At 56.5% G+C, this 16561-nt stretch carries 14 protein-coding genes; all 14 read right to left on the bottom strand.

Annotated elements, in window-relative coordinates; translation table 11 throughout:
* Positions 1–23 precede the first annotated feature (23 nt).
* Entirely contained in the window at positions 24–1481 is a 1458-nt protein-coding gene (gene nuoN / locus RHN82_RS17420; RefSeq protein ID WP_310398403.1) for an NADH-quinone oxidoreductase subunit NuoN, read from the bottom strand.
* A 6-nt stretch (positions 1482–1487) separates the two neighbouring features.
* Positions 1488–3017 (bottom strand): NADH-quinone oxidoreductase subunit M, encoded by a 1530-nt coding sequence (gene nuoM, locus RHN82_RS17415; protein WP_003861498.1) that lies wholly within the window; start codon positions 3015–3017, stop codon positions 1488–1490.
* A 76-nt stretch (positions 3018–3093) separates the two neighbouring features.
* Positions 3094–4935 (bottom strand): NADH-quinone oxidoreductase subunit L, encoded by a 1842-nt coding sequence (gene nuoL, locus RHN82_RS17410; RefSeq protein ID WP_047053297.1) that lies wholly within the window; start codon positions 4933–4935, stop codon positions 3094–3096.
* The gene (gene nuoK, locus RHN82_RS17405) at positions 4932–5234 is read right to left on the bottom strand and encodes an NADH-quinone oxidoreductase subunit NuoK (RefSeq protein WP_003861496.1); all 303 of its coding nucleotides are present in this window, start codon (positions 5232–5234) and stop codon (positions 4932–4934) included. Before nuoK ends, nuoL begins: the two co-directional genes overlap by 4 nt.
* Positions 5231–5785, bottom strand: coding sequence for an NADH-quinone oxidoreductase subunit J (gene nuoJ, locus RHN82_RS17400; protein ID WP_006811379.1), 555 nt, complete (start codon positions 5783–5785; stop codon positions 5231–5233). The genes nuoK and nuoJ overlap by 4 nt, the downstream gene beginning before the upstream one ends.
* Before the next feature lie 10 nt (positions 5786–5795).
* On the bottom strand, positions 5796–6338 hold the full coding sequence (gene nuoI / locus RHN82_RS17395) for an NADH-quinone oxidoreductase subunit NuoI (protein WP_003861491.1): 543 nt from the start codon (positions 6336–6338) through the stop codon (positions 5796–5798).
* Between the two features lie 14 nt (positions 6339–6352).
* Entirely contained in the window at positions 6353–7330 is a 978-nt protein-coding gene (gene nuoH, locus RHN82_RS17390) for an NADH-quinone oxidoreductase subunit NuoH (RefSeq protein ID WP_003861490.1), read from the bottom strand.
* Positions 7327–10050, bottom strand: coding sequence for an NADH-quinone oxidoreductase subunit NuoG (nuoG, locus tag RHN82_RS17385; RefSeq protein WP_003861488.1), 2724 nt, complete (start codon positions 10048–10050; stop codon positions 7327–7329). The genes nuoH and nuoG overlap by 4 nt, the downstream gene beginning before the upstream one ends.
* Before the next feature lie 54 nt (positions 10051–10104).
* Positions 10105–11442: an NADH-quinone oxidoreductase subunit NuoF gene (gene nuoF / locus RHN82_RS17380; RefSeq protein WP_003861487.1), complete on the bottom strand. Its 1338-nt coding sequence runs from the start codon at positions 11440–11442 to the stop codon at positions 10105–10107.
* Positions 11439–11939 (bottom strand): NADH-quinone oxidoreductase subunit NuoE, encoded by a 501-nt coding sequence (nuoE, locus tag RHN82_RS17375; RefSeq protein ID WP_006176513.1) that lies wholly within the window; start codon positions 11937–11939, stop codon positions 11439–11441. Before nuoE ends, nuoF begins: the two co-directional genes overlap by 4 nt.
* 2 nt (positions 11940–11941) lie before the next feature.
* Complete coding sequence (gene nuoC, locus RHN82_RS17370; RefSeq protein ID WP_072189973.1) at positions 11942–13744, bottom strand: NADH-quinone oxidoreductase subunit C/D; 1803 nt, start codon at positions 13742–13744, stop codon at positions 11942–11944.
* A gap of 89 nt (positions 13745–13833) precedes the next feature.
* Positions 13834–14508 carry an NADH-quinone oxidoreductase subunit NuoB gene (nuoB, locus tag RHN82_RS17365; protein WP_003861482.1) on the bottom strand — a complete coding sequence of 225 codons (675 nt, stop codon included), beginning with the start codon at positions 14506–14508 and terminating at the stop codon, positions 13834–13836.
* A gap of 15 nt (positions 14509–14523) precedes the next feature.
* Complete coding sequence (gene nuoA / locus RHN82_RS17360; RefSeq protein ID WP_003861475.1) at positions 14524–14964, bottom strand: NADH-quinone oxidoreductase subunit NuoA; 441 nt, start codon at positions 14962–14964, stop codon at positions 14524–14526.
* Between the two features lie 631 nt (positions 14965–15595).
* Positions 15596–16534, bottom strand: a complete 939-nt coding sequence (gene lrhA / locus RHN82_RS17355; RefSeq protein WP_047053292.1) for a transcriptional regulator LrhA — start codon at positions 16532–16534, stop codon at positions 15596–15598.
* Positions 16535–16561: the final 27 nt, after the last annotated feature.

The following is a 16561-nucleotide window of genomic DNA, read 5'->3' as shown; positions in this document are numbered from 1 at the left end:
TTCGTTGCCTTTTTGCTTTCACCTTACATCAGCGGCATCGCGCGCTGCACAATCTCAATCAGCGGCTGCGGATAGATACCGAAGATCAGCACCAGCAGCGCGGAGATGAGCACCACAATCCCGCCAGCGCTGTACTGCCAGTTGGTTGGGGCATCACGGTTGAGCTGCTGAGGCGCGCTCAGGTACAGGCTCACCGCGACGCGCAGGTAGTAGTAGAGACCAATCGCGGAGCCGATAACGACACCGGCAGTCAGCCACCACAGACCCGCCTGCACACCGACGGCCAGCACGTAGAACTTACCGATAAAGCCCAGCGTCATCGGGATACCCGCCAGCGAGAGCATCATCACGGTCATTACCGCAGACAGAATCGGACGGTGCCAGAACAGACCACGGTAGGAGAACAGCGAATCTGCATCCGGGCCACGGTACGGGCTGGACATCAGGCTCACCACGCCGAACGCGCCGAGGCTGCTGAACAGGTAACCGGCCAGATACACTCCCACGGTTTCCATCGACATCTCACCGCTTTGCAGCGCAATCAGCGCCACCAGCAGGTAGCCCAGATGGGAGATAGAGGAGTAGCCCAGCAGACGCTTGATGTTGGTCTGGCTCAGCGCCATCAGGTTACCGAAGATGATGGACACGAACGCGATAATACCCAGCACCACGCGAACCGCTTCGCTGTCGCCCACCGGGGCGTACAGGAACAGACGCATGACCACACCGAAGATAGCGATTTTACTCGCCGTCGCCAGGAAGGTAGAGACCGGTGCAGGCACACCCTGGTAGACGTCTGGCGTCCACAGGTGGAACGGAACCAGAGAGAGTTTAAAGCCAAGGCCAACAATCATCATGCCCAGACCCGCCAGCAGCAGCGGCTCATGCATCATGCCGTCGCCGAGGCTCTTACCGAGCGCCATGAAGGAGAGATTACCCGTCTGTGCGTAAAGCAGCGCGATACCGAACAGCAGGAACGACGACGCGGCAGCAGACAGGATCGTGTACTTGATACTCGCTTCCAGAGAGCGCTTCTGACGGAAGGCGTAACCAATCAGGCCGAACAGCGGCAGTGAGATCAGCTCAATACCGAGGAACAGCGCGGCCAGGTGGTTCGCGTTCGCCAGCAGAATGCCGCCCAGTGCGGCAATCAGTACCAGCAGGTAAAACTCTTCTTTGTTGTCGTTGTACCCTTCGAGCCACGGGTACGCAAAGGTACAGGTTGCCAGGCTCGCCAGCAGCACCAGACCGGTGTAGAGCATGGCGTAACCGTCAACGCGCATCAGCGGCGTGACGTCCATCGCTCCCGCCTGGCCAACAAACCAGAGGGAGACTAACGCAGCGTTCAGACCCAGAACGGACAGGGTCGCATTCAGGAAGTGATTGCGTCGCCACGCAATGGAGAGCATCACAACCACCACCGTCAATCCGACGATCAGCAGCGGTAGCAGCGCGATCAGTTGTTGTGGAGTTATTGTCATGGCGAATTACGGCCTTGTAGTAGAAGCAGAATTAACAAACCACTGCTGGATGTTACCCATCGCGGAGTGCGAGGTATCCAGAATCGGCTGCGGATAGAAGCCCAACAGCACCAGCAGTACGACCAGCAGCAGGATGATGAACAGCTCACGCAGCGACATCCCCGGCAGTTCTTGTGCAGCAATTTCACTCTTCGCTTTACCGAAGTAAGCGCGGTGCAGCATCGCCAGCGAGTACACGGAGGCAAACACCAGACCAAAGGTGGAGATGACGGTGATCGTCGGTACCACGTTGAAGCTGCCGAACAGGATCATAAACTCGCCGACGAAGTTACCGGTGCCCGGCATACCCAGAGTCGCCACCGCGAAGAACATGGAAAGCGCTGGCAACCATTTCATTTTGCCCCACAGACCGCCCATCATACGCATGTCGCGGGTATGCAGACGTTCGTACAGCTGACCACACAGGATGAAGAGACCGGCAGCGGACAGGCCGTGCGCAATCATCTGGATCACCGCGCCCTGGTACGCCAGCTGGCTGCCGGTGTAGATGGCAATCAGCACGAAGCCCATGTGGGAAACGGAGGTATAGGCAATCAGACGTTTGATGTCGTACTGCGTGAAGGCCATCCACGCACCGTAGAAGATGCCGATCACGCCAAGCCACATAGCAATCGGCGCGAACTCTGCGGAGGCGTTCGGGAACAGCGGCAGGGAGAAACGCAGCAGACCGTAGGCCGCCGTTTTCAGCAAGATACCCGCCAGGTCAACGGAACCCGCCGTTGGCGCCTGAGAGTGCGCGTCCGGCAGCCAGCCGTGCAGCGGTACGACCGGCATTTTCACCGCGAAGGCGATGAAGAAGCCGAGCATCAGCAGGTATTCCACGCCGTGGGACATCGGGGTCTTCAGCAGATCTTCATAGTTGAAGGTCCAGACGCCGGTCGCGTTGTAATGCACGAATACCAGCGCCAGGATGGCAATCAGCATCACCAGACCACTCGCCTGGGTGTAGATGAAGAACTTGGTGGCCGCCGTGATACGCGTTTTACCGTCGGATGCCTTATGGCCCCACAGCGCGATCAGGAAGTACATCGGCACCAGCATCATCTCCCAGAAGAAGAAGAACAGGAACATGTCGATGGCCAGGAACACGCCGATCACGCCGCCCAGGATCCACATCAGGTTCAGGTGGAAGAAGCCCTGGTATTTTTCGATTTCTCGCCAGGAGCAGAGTACCGCCAGAACGCCGAGCAGACCGGTCAGCACCACCATCAGCAGCGACAGACCGTCAATCGCGAGGTGGATCGTGATACCGAAACGTGGGATCCACGGCAGAATGAACTCAGACTGCCACTGCGGAAGGCCCGCAGACTGGGTCAGTGAGTAGCCACCCTGCAACCACAGTTGCAGGCCAAGCGCGAGCGTCAATCCCATGGTGATCAGCGCGATCCAGCGCGGCATCTTCACGCCAAAGCGTTCGGTCTGCCAGCACAGGAAGCCGCCGATGAAGGGAATTAATATTAGCCAGGGTAGTAACATGGCGATTTACATTCCTTTTTAAGGCCCCCAGCAGGGGCCTGATTTTCAACGAATTCGAATAAAATTCACTTAACGATCAACGCAACACCATCAGCAGCGCCAGTATGACAACCGCACCGATGCTCATGGACGCCACATACCAGCGCAGGTATCCGTTCTCGCTGTACAGCAGGCCTTTACCTGCAAAGCGGGAGAGGATCGCCGGGATATTCATCAGGCTGTTCAGTGGATCGCGCTTCAGCAGCCACGCAATGCCCAGGAACGGCTTCACGAAGATCATGTCGTACAGCCAGTCGAAGCCCCACGCGTTGTACCACCAGGTGCCCAGCAGACGGCCCGGCGCGCTGTTGGCAACGGCAGTCACCAGCGTGCGTTTGCCCAGCCACAGCCATGCGGCAATCAGGATGCCCGCGATAGCCACTACGCCGGAGGTGATTTCAAGCGTCAGAACGCGACCGTGCTCAAGCTCGGTTGTGGCCGGCAGTACGCCCTGCAACGGTGGCACAATCATCGCGCCAACGAAGGTGGACAGGATCAGCAGCACAATCAGCGGCAGGTGGTGGGTAATCCCCTTCCCTGCGTGAGCGTGAATTTGTTCTTTACCGTGGAAGACGATGAAAATCATACGGAAGGTGTACAGGGAGGTCATAAACGCACCGACCAGACCCGCAACCATCAGATTGATATGACCATTCGCCATGGCGCCCGCCAGGATTTCATCCTTACTGAAGAAGCCTGCGGTAATCAGCGGCAGTGCCGCCAGCGCCGCGCCGCCTACCAGGAAGCAAACATAAACCAGCGGGATGGACTTACGCAGTCCGCCCATTTTGAAGATGTTCTGCTCGTGGTGGCAGGCCAGTATCACCGAACCGGATGAGAGGAACAGCAGGGCTTTAAAGAACGCGTGCGTCATCAGGTGGAAAATGGCCGCGTCCCACGCCTGAACGCCCAGCGCCAGGAACATGTAACCAATCTGGCTCATGGTGGAATACGCGAGCACGCGTTTGATGTCGGTCTGCACCAGCGCGGCAAAGCCTGCCAGCACCAGCGTAACCGCACCGACAATACCCACCAGATGCAGAATTTCCGGGGTCATCAGGAACAGGCCATGGGTACGCGCAATCAGGTAGACACCGGCGGTGACCATGGTCGCGGCGTGGATCAGCGCGGAGACAGGGGTTGGACCCGCCATCGCGTCGGCCAGCCATGTCTGCAACGGCAGCTGCGCGGATTTACCCACAGCGCCACCCAGCAGCATCAGCGTTGCCCACCACAGCATGTTGTTGCCTGCTTCGAAGTGCGCCGGCGCCAGTTCCACCATTTCGCGGAAGTTCAGCGTGCCCAGTTCGTTGTAAAGAATGAACAGCGCGAAAGCGAGGAACACGTCACCCACACGGGTCACGACGAACGCTTTCATGGCCGCTGCGCCATTCTTCGGATCGGTGTAGTAGAAACCGATCAGCAGGTAAGAGCACAGACCCACGCCTTCCCAGCCCAGATACATCAGCAGCAGGTTATCGGCCAGCACCAGAACCACCATGCTGGCGATAAACAGGTTGGTGTAGGCGAAGAAGCGGGAGTATCCCTCTTCACCGCGCATGTACCAGGAGGCGAACATGTGGATCAGGAAGCCGACGCCGGTGACCACGGAGAGCATGGTCAGAGACAGACCATCCAGCACCAGGTTGAAACCGATGTTGAAGTTACCGACCGACATCCAGTTCCACAGCGGTACGCTGTAGGCCTGACGTCCATTGTTAAAGAAGTCGATACCCGCATACGCTGTGACCAGCGCAGCCAGGCCGATAGAGCCAATGCCCACGGTGGCAGACAGATTCTCAGACCAGCGGCCGCGAGAAAACGCCAGCAGCACGAAGCCAATCAGCGGAAAAATAATGGTTAAGGCAAGCATGTTCATCCACGCAACTCACTTACTGAATCGATGTTCAGGTTCTGGCGGCGACGATGGAGCTGTAGCAACAGCGCCAGGCCAATACTCGCTTCAGCAGCCGCGAGACTGATGGCGAGAATGTACATCACCTGACCATCGGTCTGGCCCCAGTAGCTGCCGGCGACCACAAAGGCCAGCGCGGAAGCGTTGATCATGATTTCCAGACCGATCAGCATAAACAGCAGATTGCGGCGGATAACCAGACCGGTTAAGCCCAGAACGAATAAAATCGCAGCGAGGATCAGTCCATGTGTTAAGGGGATCATGCGCGTTCCTCCGTTTTTCTTTTCGCGCGGTCGTCAGTGCGGTTGCTCAGCACCTCGCCAGCACGCTCTTCGCGGCCAACGTGGAAGGCCACAACCAGACCCGCCAGCAGCAGCATTGAGGCCAGCTCAACCGCCAGAACGTACGGACCAAACAGGGTAATACCCACGGCTTTCGCGCTGATTGGCGTCCCGTCGATACCCTGGTCGTTGACGCCCAGAATGGCGTAAACAATCACCGCCAGCATGATGGCCGACAGAATCGCCGGGCCAATCCACACCTGCGGTTTTAACCACTGACGTTCCTGCTCAATTTCTGAGCCGCCCAGGTTCAGCATCATCACCACGAACACGAACAGCACCATGATGGCCCCGGCGTAAACGATGATTTCCAGCGCACCGGCGAAGTGCGCGCCCAGCGCAAAGAACACCCCGGAAATAGCCAGCAGCGAGATGATTAAATACAGCAGCGCATGCACCGGATTGGTGTGCGTGATCACTCGCAGCGTAGCCAGGATGGCGATAAGGCCACAGATATAAAAAGCGAATTCCATTGCCCTCTCCTTACGGTAACAGGCTCTTGACGTCGATAGGCTTAGCTTCGTTCTCTGCTTCGCCTTTATCTTTGCCGTCGATTGCCATACCCGCCATCCGGTAGAAGTTATATTCCGGGTATTTGCCCGGACCGGAAATCAGCAGATCCTCTTTCTCGTACACCAGATCCTGACGCTTGTACTCACCCAGCTCGAAGTCTGGAGTCAGCTGAATCGCCGTGGTTGGGCACGCTTCTTCACACAGACCGCAGAAAATGCAGCGTGAGAAGTTGATGCGGAAGAACTCAGGGTACCAGCGGCCGTCTACCGTCTCTGCTTTTTGCAGAGAGATACAGCCCACAGGACACGCTACCGCACACAGGTTACAGGCAACGCAACGCTCGGAACCGTCCGGGTCGCGCGTCAGCACGATACGTCCACGGTAGCGCGGCGGCAGATATACCGGCTCTTCCGGGTACATCCGGGTTTCGCGTTTGGCAAACGCATGCAGGCCGATCATCCAGATACTGCGTACCTGGGTGCCGAAACCTACCAATAATTCTTTTAAGGTCATGATCTCAAAGCCCCTTATGGCTGCTGCCAGAGAATGACAGCCGCCGTTACCAACAAGTTGACGAGCGTCAGCGGCAGGCACACTTTCCAGCCGAAGGACATTACCTGGTCATAACGCGGACGCGGTAACGCTGCGCGAATCAAAATGAACATCATCATGAAGAACGCGGTTTTCAGCGCGAACCAGATGAACGGCGGTAAGAACGGGCCATGCCAGCCACCAAAGAACAGCGTTACCATCAACGCGGAAATGGTGACGATACCGATGTACTCGCCCACGAAGAACAGACCGAACTTCATACCGGAATATTCAATGTGGTAACCGTCGGCCAGTTCCTGTTCGGCTTCTGGCTGGTCAAACGGGTGACGGTGACACACCGCCACGCCCGCGATGGCAAAGGTAATAAACCCAAAGAACTGCGGGATAACGTTCCAGATGTCGGCCTGGTTGTTGACGATGTCGGTCATGTTAAATGAACCGGCCTGCGCCACCACGCCCATCAGGGAGAGACCCAGGAACACTTCGTAGCTCAGCGTCTGCGCGGAAGCACGCATCGCACCCAGCAGCGAGTATTTGTTGTTACTGGACCAGCCTGCGAACAGCACCGCGTAAACCGCGAGGCCTGCCATCATCAGGAAGAACAGAATGCCGATGTTCAGGTCAGCCACCACCCAGGTCGGGCTGACCGGAACGATAGCAAACGCCAGCAGCAGCGAGGTGAAGGCGATCATCGGCGCCAGCGTAAAGATCACGCGGTCCGAGAAGCGCGGAACCCAGTCCTCTTTAAAGAACATCTTGATCATGTCCGCGACCAGCTGGAGTGAACCACCCCAGCCCACGCGGTTCGGTCCGTAACGGTTCTGGAACAGACCGAGCAGACGACGTTCACCAAAGCTCATGAACGCGCCGCAGGTGACGACCACCAGCAGAATCACAACCGCTTTCAGAATGCTCAGCAGGATGTCGATAAGATCCGGCGTTAACCAACTCATGCTTTTGCCTCCTGAAGGTTATCAAGATGCGCACCCGCCAGGACCGGCGCGATGCCAGGCATACCCATCGGCAGACCCACCTGCCCTGCTGACAGGCGTTCAGAAATAATCAGCGGCAGGCTGATTGTCTGGCCGTCGTAGCTAAAGGCAATGTTCGCACCCGCGTTAACGCCAAGCTTCGCGGCATCCGCCGGGTTGAGCTTGATGTACGGCTGCGGCATACGCTGCTGGAATACCGGAGAACGCTGGGACATTTCGTCGCTACCGAACAGATGGTAGTACGGTGCAATACGCCAGTGACCTTCCTGCGCCTGGAAGCTCGCCGGAACGGTGGTGAAGAAGTCCAGACCGGTTTCGGAGGCTTCAATCAGACGCACGCCCGGATCGCCGTGGCGCAGATGACCGCCCACTTCAGCCTGGAACTTGTTCCATGCCTGCGGGGAGTTCCAGCCCGGTGCCCATGCAAACGGGATTTGCGAACGCGGCGCAGACGGCTGGTTGTTACCTTCCATCGAGAAGGCAAACATGGTGTCTTTATCCTGCGGCTGACGCGGTTCGTGCACGCTGATGTTGGCGCGCATCGCGGTACGACCGCTGTAGCGGTGCGGCTCACGCGCCAGTTTCTGGCCGCGAATGCGGAAGCTTGCGTCCGGCGCGGCGTCTTTAATGCCCGCCAGCTGAGGCAGTTTCTCAACAACCGCGTCGATAACGTGGTCGAGCTGCGTCCAGTCCACTTCCCGGCTCTGCACGGTGCTGTGCAGGGAGTGCAGCCAGCGCCAGCTTTCCAGCATCACGGTGTTGCTGTCGTAGTAGGCCGGGTCATAAACCTGGAAGAAACGCTGGGCGCGGCCTTCGTTGTTGATCACCGTCCCGTCGCTTTCTGCGAAGCTTGCCGCAGAGAGAACCAGGTGCGCTTTGTCCATGATCGCGGTGCGCTGATGGTCGATAACCATCACCAGCGGCGCTCTGGAGAGCGCGGCGTCAACGCGAGCGGCAGAAGCATGGCGATGCAGGTCGTTTTCCAGCACCACAACGGCGTCAGCGGCACCGGATTCCAGTTCGCTTAACGCGTCTTCCAGCGAGCCGCCGCCAATCATACCCAGACCGATGCTGTTCACCGCACGGGCAATCATGGTAACTCCGACGTCAGCGCCGCGGCCCTTCAGGGCTTTGGCAACGTTTGCTGCGGCCTGGATGATTTCAGCGCTACCGGCGTTGGTACCGGAAATAATCAGCGGTTTCTTCGCCCCCGCCAGCGCCTGAACAATCACGTCGACCTTGTTTTGCAGGTCGCGATCCAGTTCAACGGCCGGCGAGTTGCTGTCCAGCGCGTGGGCAATGGCAAAGCCGAGGCGCGCCTGATCTTCAACCGGCGCGCAGTAGGTCCACGCGGCGATATCGTCCAGACGGGTGTTGTCGACGTTAGTCACAAACAGAGGATGCTTCGCGCGCTGACCGATGTTGAGGATGGCCGCAATCTGCCAGTCAGCCACTTTCTGCGCCGCTGCCATTTCACGTGCTTTACCTTTCACCGCCTGACGAACCGCCAGGGCAGCGCGGGCGCCAGTCTGCGTCAGGTCTTCACCGAGCACCAGAACCGCATCATAGGATTCGATTTCGCGCAGCGCAGGCGTATGAATGCCGCCTTCACGCAGCACTTTCAGCACCAGCTGGAGACGTTCCTGCTCGCCCTGGGCGATACCGGTGTAGAAGTTTTCCGCCCCAACCAGCTCGCGCAGCGCGAAGTTGCTTTCGATACTGGCGCGCGGGGAGCCGATGCCGATCACTTTCTTCGACTGACGCAGAATATCTGCCGCGCCCTGCATCGCCTGCTCAGCGTTGAGGGTAATGACATCATCGCCACGGCGCTGTACCGGCTGACGCGGACGGTCTTTCAGGTTCACATAGCCATAGCCGAAACGACCGCGGTCGCAGAGGAAGTAGTGGTTAACGGTACCGTTGTAACGGTTTTCGATACGACGCAGTTCGCCGTAACGTTCACCCGGGCTGGTGTTACAGCCGAGGGAGCATTGCTGGCAGATGCTTGGCGCAAATTGCATGTCCCATTTACGGTTGTAACGTTCAGAGTGGGTTTTATCCGTAAATACGCCGGTCGGACAGATTTCTACCAGGTTACCGGAGAATTCGCTTTCCAGCGTACCGTCTTCCGGACGACCGAAGTAGACGTTGTCATGCGCGCCATATACGCCCAGATCCTGTCCGTCTGCATAATCTTTGTAATAACGCACGCAGCGGTAGCAGGCGATGCAGCGGTTCATTTCGTGAGAGATGAACGGCCCCAGATCCTGGTTACGGTGGGTACGCTTGGTAAAGCGATAGCGACGGAAGCTGTGACCGGTCATGACGGTCATATCCTGAAGGTGGCAGTTACCGCCCTCCTCACACACCGGACAGTCGTGCGGGTGGTTGGTCATCAACCACTCCACCACGCTTTCACGGAACTGTTTGGCTTCTTCGTCATCAATCGAAATAAAAGTGCCTTCGGCGGCTGGCGTCATACAGGACATCACCAGGCGACCACGCGTGTCTTCCGCGTTTTGATATTGCTTCACCGCACACTGGCGGCAAGCACCGACGCTGCCCAGCGCCGGATGCCAGCAAAAGTACGGAATATCGAGGCCAAGAGACAGACAAGCTTCCAGCAGGTTGTCCGCCCCGTTGACTTCGTATTCTTTGCCGTCTACATGAATCGTAGCCATTAGCATGCTTCCAGTTGGCTCGGCCGAAACCGAGCGTTAATCAAAATTCTGTTTTTACCAGCGCGCTTTCAGCAGGTTCGGCTGAATACCATTGATCGAATGGGTATTGCTGAACGGCTGCTTGATGCCTGCTTCGAATTCGTCGCGGAAATATTTAATCGCGCTTTGCAGCGGCTCAACGGCGCCCGGTGCGTGGGCACAGAAGGTTTTACCTGGCCCTAAGAATCGACACAGTTGCTCAAGTGTCTCGATATCGCCAGGCTGGCCTTCGCCACGTTCGATAGCACGCAGGATCTTCACGCTCCACGGCAGACCATCACGGCACGGTGTACACCAGCCGCAGGACTCGCGGGCGAAGAACTCTTCCAGGTTACGCACCAGGGATACCATGCCGATCTCGTGGTCGACGGCCATCGCCAGCGCGGTACCCAAACGGCTGCCTGCTTTACCAATGCTTTCGAACTCCATTGGCAGGTCAAGGTGGGCTTCGGTCAGGAAGTCCGTCCCTGCCCCACCCGGCTGCCAGGCTTTGAATTTCAGGCCATCGCGCATGCCGCCCGCGTAGTCTTCAAGAATTTCGCGTGCGGTGGTGCCGAACGGCAGCTCCCAGACGCCAGGGTTCTTCACGCGACCAGAGAAGCCCATCAGCTTGGTACCGGCATCTTTGCTTGAGGAGATGCCCTGATACCACTCCACGCCGTTCGCAAGGATCGCCGGGACGTTACACAGGGTTTCGACGTTGTTGACGCAGGTCGGTTTACCCCACACGCCGGAGCTTGCCGGGAACGGTGGCTTGGAGCGCGGGTTCGCGCGGCGGCCTTCCAGGGAGTTAATCAGCGCGGTTTCTTCACCGCAGATATAACGCCCGGCACCGGTGTGCACGAACAGCTCGAAATCAAACCCGGTGCCCAGGATGTTTTTACCCAGCAGACCGGCTTCAGTGGCTTCGGCAATCGCGCGACGCAGGTTTTCAGCCGCTTCGATGTATTCACCGCGCAGGAAGATGTAGCCACGGTACGCTTTCAGCGCGAACGCGGAGATCAGCATGCCTTCCACCAGCAGGTGCGGCAGCTGTTCCATCAGCAGGCGGTCTTTATAGGTACCCGGCTCCATTTCATCGGCGTTACACAGCAGGTAACGGATGTTCATGGATTCGTCTTTTGGCATCAGGCTCCACTTCAGACCGGTGGAGAAGCCCGCGCCGCCGCGGCCTTTCAGGCCAGACTCTTTCACCGCGTTAACGATGTCGTCCGGCGCCATGCCGCCAAGGGCTTTACGCGCGCCGGCATAGCCGTTTTTGCTCTGATATTCGTCGAGCCAGACCGGCTGTTTGTCATCACGCAGACGCCAGGTCAGCGGATGCGTCTCAGCAGTACGAATTACAGTTTTCATTTGTACTGCTCCAGCAGGTCAGGAATCGCTTCCGGCGTCAGATGGCTGTGAGTGTCCTCATCAATCATCATGGTCGGCCCCTTGTCGCAGTTACCCAGGCAGCAGGTTGGCAGCAGAGTAAAGCGTCCGTCGAAGGTGGTCTGGCCCGGCTTGATATTGAGTTTCTTCTCAATCGCAGCCTGAATGCCCTGATAACCGGTGATGTGGCAGACCACGCTGTCACAGTAGCGGATCACATGGCGGCCTACCGGCTGACGGAAGATCTGGCTGTAGAACGTGGCTACGCCTTCTACGTCGCTTGCCGGAATGCCCAGCACTTTTGCGATCTCGTAGATCGCCCCATCCGGCACCCAACCACGCTGTTTCTGTACGATTTTCAGCGCTTCAATGGACGCCGCACGCGGGTCTTCGTAGTGGTGCATCTCGTGCTCAATGGCGGCACGCTCTGCTTCACTCAGCTCAAAAGCCTCGGTTTGTGGTTGTTGATTCTCGTGCATAATTAGCGGTCCACATCTGACATAACAAAATCGATACTACCCAGATACACAATCAGGTCGGAGACCAGACTGCCGCGAATGGCGGCCGGGATCTGCTGCAAGTGCGCGAAGCTTGGCGTACGCACGCGGGTGCGGTAGCTCATGGTGCTGCCGTCGCTGGTGAGGTAGTAGCTGTTGATACCCTTGGTCGCTTCAATCATCTGGAAGGATTCCTGTGCCGGCATGACCGGGCCCCAGGAAACTTGCAGGAAGTGGGTGATCAGGGTTTCGATATGTTGCAGCGTGCGCTCTTTCGGTGGCGGCGTCGTCAGCGGGTGATCCGCCTTGAACGGGCCTTCCGGCATGTTGTTGAGGCACTGCTCAAGGATGCGCAGGCTCTGGCGCAGCTCTTCCACTTTCAGCATCACGCGGGTGTAGCAGTCGGATACGCCGCCGCCAACCGGGATTTCAAAGTCGAAGTTCTCGTAACCAGAGTAAGGACGGGCTTTACGCACGTCGAAATCAATACCCGTCGCACGCAGACCTGCACCTGTCGTACCCCACTCCAGCGCTTCTTTCGCGCCGTAGGCAGCAACGCCCTGAGAACGGCCTTTCAGGATGGAGTTACGCAGCGCGGCTTTCTCGTAAGACGCCAGACGTTTCGGCATCCAGTCGAGGAATTCACGCAGCAGACGGTCCCAGCCGCGCGGCAGATCGTGCGCCACACCGCCGATGCGGAACCAGGCCGGGTGCATACGGAAACCGGTAATCGCTTCCACCAGATCGTAGATTTTCTGACGGTCGGTAAAGGCGAAGAAGACCGGCGTCATCGCGCCGACGTCCTGAATGAACGTGGAGATGTACAGCAGGTGGCTGTTAATACGGAACAGTTCAGACAGCATCACGCGAATCACGTTAACGCGATCCGGGACGGTGATGCCTGCCAGTTTCTCAACGGCCAGCACATATGGCATTTCGTTCACGCAGCCGCCGAGGTATTCGATACGGTCGGTATACGGAATGTAGCTGTGCCAGGACTGACGCTCGCCCATCTTCTCAGCACCACGGTGGTGGTAGCCGATGTCAGGGACGCAGTCGACAATCTCTTCGCCATCAAGCTGAAGAATAATACGGAATGCACCGTGCGCAGACGGGTGGTTTGGACCGAGGTTGAGGAACATGAAGTCCTCGTTTTCAGTGCCGCGCTTCATGCCCCAGTCTTCCGGCTTGAAGGTCAGCGCTTCCATCTCCAGATCCTGCTTGGCTTTGGTCAGCTCAAACGGGTCGAATTCGGTGGCGCGTGCCGGGTAGTCTTTACGCAGCGGGTGGCCGGTCCAGGTCTGCGGCATCATGATGCGCGTCAGATGCGGGTGACCGTCGAAGGTCATGCCGAACATTTCCCAGGTTTCACGCTCGTACCAGTTGGCGTTCGGGAAAAGTTTGGTGATCGTCGGCAGATGCATGTCGTTTTCAGACAATGCCACCTTGAGCATGATATCCGTGTTGCGGTCTATTGAGATCAGGTGGTAGAAAACGGAAAAATCCGCGGCAGGGAGACCCTGGCGGTGCGTTCTCAGACGTTCGTCCATGCCGTGTAAGTCAAACAGCATGACGTAAGGTTTTGGCAATTTCTTGAGGAAATCGACAACTTCCAGTAATTGCTCACGCTTCACCCAAACAACGGGTACCCCGGTGCGGGTGGCCTGAACAGTAAAGGCATCCGGCCCAAAACGGTTGCGCAGTTCGCCAATGACGGGGTCATCGAGATGATCCCGGGTCTGCCAGGCGGCTTCTTGCGCGGTTAAGTCGGTCATATTGTTCACCATTGCAAATGGTCCGTGGTGACTGTTAAGCCTGGCTTCGCGCTATTTGAGTAGTGATATGCGAAGGTGTTCTCCAGGCCCACAGGCGCAAATTAAATTTCGTCAGGCGTACGCAGGTTGGTGACGGCAATACGTTCACCACGTTTACGCTCGCGCTCAGACTGCATGTTCGCGCGATAGACACCCTGATCGCCAACAACCCATGAAAGCGGGCGACGTTCTTTACCAATTGACTCCTGGAGCAGCATCAGCGCCTGCATATAGGCCTCTGGACGCGGCGGGCAGCCCGGGATGTACACATCCACCGGAATGAATTTATCAACGCCCTGCACAACGGAATAAATGTCGTACATACCGCCGGAGTTTGCACATGCGCCCATGGAGATAACCCATTTTGGCTCCAGCATCTGGTCATAAAGACGCTGAATAACCGGTGCCATCTTGGTAAAGCAGGTCCCGGCCACCACCATCAGGTCAGCCTGACGTGGAGAAGCACGCAGTACCTCGGCCCCAAAACGCGCAACGTCATGCACCGCAGTGAATGACGTCACCATTTCAACGTAGCAGCAAGAAAGGCCAAAGTTGTATGGCCAGATGGAGTTCTTACGACCCCAGTTGACCATGTCGTGCATGGCATGTTCGAGCTTGCCCATGTACACGCTTTTGTTGACTTCTTGCTCCAGGGGGTCGGTTACGATCTCCTGTTTTTGCAGGGGGTAACGGTCATTCTCACCGTTAGGATCTATGCGGGTGAGCGTATAATCCATCTTATTGCCTCGCTGTTACTGCTGACGATTAGAGATACTGTTTTCCGGGTTGATGTGTTCACGGCGTGAACGCACAGGTGTCCAGTCCAGCGCGCCAATACGCACCAGATAAACCAGACCGGCCAGTAACACTAAAATGAAAATTGCGGCCTCGACAAAGCCCACCCAACCACTTTCGCGAATGGAGGTAGACCACGCGAAGAGGTAGAGCGCTTCCACGTCAAAAATGACGAAGAACATGGCTACCAGGTAGAACTTGGCAGACAGGCGTAAGCGAGCGGTACCTACTGAATCAATACCTGATTCGAAAGGTGTGTTTTTGTGCCTTGCGCGGGCGCGACCGCCCAGGAACCAGCCGCCGACTAACATCAGGCAGCACAGGCCAATGGCTACAATAAGAAAGATTGCGAATGCCCAGTGATGAGCGATGACTTCTGTGGATGTTGACATACTCATTGCTTACTCATCAAAAGTGATACCGACGACACTGCTCTTGCTGGCAGATGGGCATCACATCGATTCATGGGGAGGAACAAAATAACCTTACACTAACTGTCAGAAATGAGACATAGACAGCAAAATGATGGGGTTTTTTACTCCTTTCTATAACCTTTTGTCAACTTTAACAAAGGTTTCTTCACATTAAATTACAACGTGCGATTCTCATTAACATTTGGTGCCCTTTAACCCTGGTGGGTACATGACTTTCCGTCAAATGCATCTTGTTGAATCGTGTCCGTTTTGGAAGTAAAAAAAATAACCCTCCTATTTTGACAGGATTTGCCAACGATTCCTCCCCCCAAATAGGAGTATTTTCTTGATCTGAGACACGCTTTTGTTAATTCAATCAAAAAAACAGCAACATATTTCCTGTTTTTTTAACATCGGCGGGGTATGAGGTAAGTTAGAACAGGTATTGTTTACATCTTAACCAAAAACATTTTCTGCATTGATAAATAAGCGGTATTTGCTTTATCCCTGCTCCGTTCACGGTTATGAATAGCAAAAAAAACCACTCGCAGGAAAAAATCATGCGAGTGGCTCTTTTTTGCACTTACATTTTGTTACGAGAATTTTGAGGGAATGATCACTCAAAATCCCCTTCCACGATCAGGGAGTCATCCCCTCCTTCGGGAGTAACAGGCGCGTACTGCCATGGATTGTGGTAGTTTTCCATTGCCTCGAATACCACTTTCGCCAGCTCGTTGTTGCTGGCGGCGTTATGGCACAGCAGGTACTCCGTATCCGGCAACGATGGGAGTCCCTCGTATTGACCCAGCACACGCAGATCGGGGCTCATCATCTCCACCGGACGGGCCGTTACGCCAAGCCCGGCCTTCACCGCCGCTCGCACTGCGGGCAAGGTTGACGCCACGTACGCCAGGCGCCATGGAATACCGGCTTCGTTGAGCGCTGCCAGCACCATATCGCGGAACGGACTGGGATCGTCCAGCAGGACCAGGGGTATTGGCTCACCTTTCTGCAATACATACTCCGCAGCACAGTACCAGTGCGTTGGAGAAGTACGCAGCGTCAGGCTGTCAAACTGGCCAGGTCGATGCGTGGTGACCACCAGGTCAACCTCGTTTTCTTTCAGCATCTCAACCATGAAGGCATTGCGTTTAACGCTAACGTCCAGGGCAAGCTTCGGATAAACCGAGCTAATTCGGTTGAGAAGGAAGGGTAAAATGGTATCTGCTGATTCATCTGACGCCCCTAATGTTAACACTCCCTGAAGGTTGCTAAACATTAATGACATACAGGCTTCATCATTAAAGCGCAGTATCTTTCTGGCATAACCCAGAAGCTGAATACCATGTTCTGTTAAAAGCTTATTACGTCCATGACGCGCAAAAAGCTCTTTACCAACCAGTTGTTCCAGCCGCTGCATTTGCTGACTCACGGCGGACTGGGTACGGCAAACGGCGGCAGCAGCTGCTGCAAAAGTGTTGAGATCGGCGACCGCAACAAACGTTCTCAGCAGATCGAGGTCGAGATTCATTATCGGACGATTTGCATTTATCATATCTTTTCACTTTCAGGTTGCTCGTGC

Origin of the sequence: Enterobacter cloacae complex sp. EB5 (genome assembly GCF_031432835.1) — a bacterium.
GTDB classification, from domain to species: domain Bacteria; phylum Pseudomonadota; class Gammaproteobacteria; order Enterobacterales; family Enterobacteriaceae; genus Enterobacter; species Enterobacter hormaechei_C.
This window is presented reverse-complemented; position numbering and strand designations above follow the sequence as displayed.

What these genes read in the sequence shown, in the direction of transcription:
- nuoN (WP_310398403.1), bottom strand. Translation starts at nt 1,481, where the DNA reads ATGACAATAACTCCACAACAACTGATCGCGCTGCTACCGCTGCTGATC.
- nuoM (WP_003861498.1), bottom strand. Translation starts at nt 3,017, where the DNA reads ATGTTACTACCCTGGCTAATATTAATTCCCTTCATCGGCGGCTTCCTG.
- nuoL (WP_047053297.1), bottom strand. Translation starts at nt 4,935, where the DNA reads ATGAACATGCTTGCCTTAACCATTATTTTTCCGCTGATTGGCTTCGTG.
- nuoK (WP_003861496.1), bottom strand. Translation starts at nt 5,234, where the DNA reads ATGATCCCCTTAACACATGGACTGATCCTCGCTGCGATTTTATTCGTT.
- nuoJ (WP_006811379.1), bottom strand. Translation starts at nt 5,785, where the DNA reads ATGGAATTCGCTTTTTATATCTGTGGCCTTATCGCCATCCTGGCTACG.
- nuoI (WP_003861491.1), bottom strand. Translation starts at nt 6,338, where the DNA reads ATGACCTTAAAAGAATTATTGGTAGGTTTCGGCACCCAGGTACGCAGT.
- nuoH (WP_003861490.1), bottom strand. Translation starts at nt 7,330, where the DNA reads ATGAGTTGGTTAACGCCGGATCTTATCGACATCCTGCTGAGCATTCTG.
- nuoG (WP_003861488.1), bottom strand. Translation starts at nt 10,050, where the DNA reads ATGGCTACGATTCATGTAGACGGCAAAGAATACGAAGTCAACGGGGCG.
- nuoF (WP_003861487.1), bottom strand. Translation starts at nt 11,442, where the DNA reads ATGAAAACTGTAATTCGTACTGCTGAGACGCATCCGCTGACCTGGCGT.
- nuoE (WP_006176513.1), bottom strand. Translation starts at nt 11,939, where the DNA reads ATGCACGAGAATCAACAACCACAAACCGAGGCTTTTGAGCTGAGTGAA.
- nuoC (WP_072189973.1), bottom strand. Translation starts at nt 13,744, where the DNA reads ATGGTGAACAATATGACCGACTTAACCGCGCAAGAAGCCGCCTGGCAG.
- nuoB (WP_003861482.1), bottom strand. Translation starts at nt 14,508, where the DNA reads ATGGATTATACGCTCACCCGCATAGATCCTAACGGTGAGAATGACCGT.
- nuoA (WP_003861475.1), bottom strand. Translation starts at nt 14,964, where the DNA reads ATGAGTATGTCAACATCCACAGAAGTCATCGCTCATCACTGGGCATTC.
- lrhA (WP_047053292.1), bottom strand. Translation starts at nt 16,534, where the DNA reads ATGATAAATGCAAATCGTCCGATAATGAATCTCGACCTCGATCTGCTG.